Here is a 409-nt window from a genome sequence, read left to right as displayed (position 1 = left end):
CCGAGGCCGGCTCGATGCCCTCGACCACCCAGCCCATCCAGGCTCAGCCCCCCGCAACGACCGCGCCCATGCCGCGTGACCTGGTCGCCCACCTGGACCAGGTCGAGCGCGAAATCCTCATCCAGGCCCTGGAAAAGCACCGGCTCAACCGCACGGCCGCTGGTGCCAGCCTGGGCCTGTCCCTGCGCCAGATGCGCTATCGCATGGCCCGCCTGGGCGTGCAGGTGAGCGACCAGGGGGTGCTGCTGGGCGAACGTTTCGACCCCGAAACCGATGGCGACTGAGCCCGATCCCGGCGCCCATCTCGCCCAGGCACGGGATGCCTCGTCGAGCGCCTGGCAGGCAGGCTGGCACCTGGGCGCGCGTCACGTGCCCTCCCCCAACTTCGGCCCCCGCCCTCCGGGCGTCA

The 409-nt window shown here is 72.1% G+C and carries 1 protein-coding gene; it reads left to right on the top strand.

The features are described 5' to 3' along the window. The coding region (locus tag B2W70_RS02490) for a helix-turn-helix domain-containing protein (RefSeq protein WP_286742503.1) at nt 1-284 on the top strand (284 nt) is incomplete at its 5' end. Nucleotides 285-409 lie beyond the last annotated feature (125 nt).

It is taken from the genome of Aquabacterium sp. UBA2148 (assembly GCF_002328915.1).
Taxonomy (GTDB): Bacteria; Pseudomonadota; Gammaproteobacteria; order Burkholderiales; family Burkholderiaceae_C; genus Aquabacterium; species Aquabacterium parvum.
The sequence above is the reverse complement of the archived record's forward strand: the minus strand, read 5'-3'. Positions and strand labels throughout refer to the sequence as shown.